Genomic DNA, 1,764 nt, shown 5'->3' on the forward strand with positions numbered 1-1,764 from the left:
CTCGCGCGGCGGCGGCCGCTGGGGCGGCTCCGGCGGCCGCTGGTGGGTGTGGGTCGGGCGCGCCGTGCTGTGGGCCCTCATCCTCGTCATCCTCGTCAACGGCATCCGCGCCCCGTTCGAACGCTTCACCGCCAAGGACGGCGACTCCGCCGGCACCGGCGCCACCCCGAAACCCGGAAAGGGCACCGGATTCCCGAGCAGCGCCGCCGGCGCGTTCGCGCTCCAGTTCGCCAACGTCTACCTGAACTACGACCAGAAGAACGCGCCCGCCCGCGAAGCGCAATTGCGCACCTTCCTGCCCGACGGCGCCGACGCCCAATTCGGCTGGAACGGCGTCGGCACATTGCAGGTCCAGTCCGTGCAGGTCGCCGGAGTCGACGCCCGCGACGCGCACAACGGCACCGTCACCGTCCTCGCCCGCACCGCCGACAAGTGGCTCCGCCTTTCCGTCCCCGTCTACGCCGCCGACGGCGGCGCGCTCGTGGTCTCCGGACGGCCCGCGCTGCTCCCGCCGCCCACCAAGGCCGCGCTCCCGCAGGGCGGCGTCCAGGACCGCGACACCGCCCTGGAGAACGAGCTCCAGCCGTTCCTCGGTACGTTCTTCCAGGCGTACGCGTCCGGCAACCAGGCCGCCCTGTCGCGCTTCAGCGACGGGACGCCGATCGCGGGCCTCGCCGGCTCCGTCAGCTACGTCCAGGTCAAGGAGGTCGTCGCGCCGAAGGGCGCCGCCGACGAGCGCACCGTCACCACGACCGTCGGCTGGCAGCTGCCCGGCGGCGCGGGCGCCGGCGGCGGCGGCGAACTCGACCAGGCCTACGAGCTCACCGTGGTGAAGAAGGGGACGACCTGGTACGTCAGAGACATCCGCGGCACCACGGAGCCGAACGCATCATGACCGCAACCCCCACGACATCCGCCGTCCCAGAGAGGTGATCAGTCGATGCTGCACCACATCATGGCGTCGATTCCGCACGAGGTCTGGGCGGAACCGCAGAAGAACGACGAACTCAACACCGGCAATCTCGCCGACTGGCTGCGCAACATCTTCGGCCCGCTCTTCCTCGTCATCGTCTCCATTGTGGCGATCTTCTTTCTGTTCACCCGGGAGATCACGCGTTTCGTCCAATTCATCGTGCTGGCGATAGGCATCGGAGTGGTCTTCTACGTGCCGAACATCATCGAGACGACGGCCCGCGCGATCGCCAAGGCCCTCGGGGTGGACGCCACCTGACCACGCGGAGGTCGGCAGGCGGCACCGTGCTCGCGCAGTTAGGGGAGTAGGGGCGTGGATCTACCCACGTACACGAACATATGGCGCATCGAGAAGCGGCTGTACAAGCTGTACGACCTGCGGCTTCCGATGCCGCTGCCGCTGGTCCAGATCGGTGTGTTCCTCGGCGTGTTCGTGCCCTGGATCCTGCTGCTGAGGTTCGCCGGGATCCCCTTCAAGTCGCCCTGGCACGTGCTGTACATCGTCCCGCCCGGCGTGCTGACCTGGCTCGCGACCCGGCCCGTCATCGAAGGCAAGCGGCTCACCGAACTGCTCCTCTCCCAGACCCGCTACCTCGCCGAACCCCGCACCTGGTGCCGCCTCACCCCGATCCGCGAGCCCCGCGAGGTCGTCGTCGTCGCCCGCGTCTGGCGCCGTGCCGAGGCCCCCGCCCCGGTCGCCGCGCCCGAGCGCGCCGCCGTCAAGTCCCGCCGCCGCGCCCGCAAGGCCGCCGCCGAACCCGTACCGGTCGCGGCCGCCGGGTCCGCCGCCGC

3 protein-coding genes are annotated in these 1,764 nt (G+C 70.5%); all 3 read left to right on the forward strand.

Features of this window, described 5'->3' with window-relative positions; genetic code table 11:
- Positions 1 to 895 (forward strand): conjugal transfer protein (locus tag F9B16_RS50290; protein ID WP_151547329.1); only part of this gene is annotated, 895 nt, incomplete at its 5' end.
- A gap of 45 nt (positions 896 to 940) precedes the next feature.
- A complete protein-coding gene (locus F9B16_RS50295) occupies positions 941 to 1,231 on the forward strand; it encodes a hypothetical protein (RefSeq protein ID WP_151547330.1) in 291 nt (96 codons plus the stop codon).
- 54 nt (positions 1,232 to 1,285) lie between these two features.
- On the forward strand, positions 1,286 to 1,764 hold a 479-nt coding region (locus F9B16_RS50300; RefSeq protein WP_192809419.1), incomplete at its 3' end, for a conjugal transfer protein.

The sequence above is a fragment of the Actinomadura montaniterrae genome (assembly GCF_008923365.1).
Taxonomy (GTDB): Bacteria; Actinomycetota; Actinomycetes; order Streptosporangiales; family Streptosporangiaceae; genus Spirillospora; species Spirillospora montaniterrae.

Coding starts and splice junctions, on each gene's coding strand:
- F9B16_RS50295 (WP_151547330.1), top strand. CDS start 941: ATGCTGCACCACATCATGGCGTCGATTCCGCACGAGGTCTGGGCGGAA.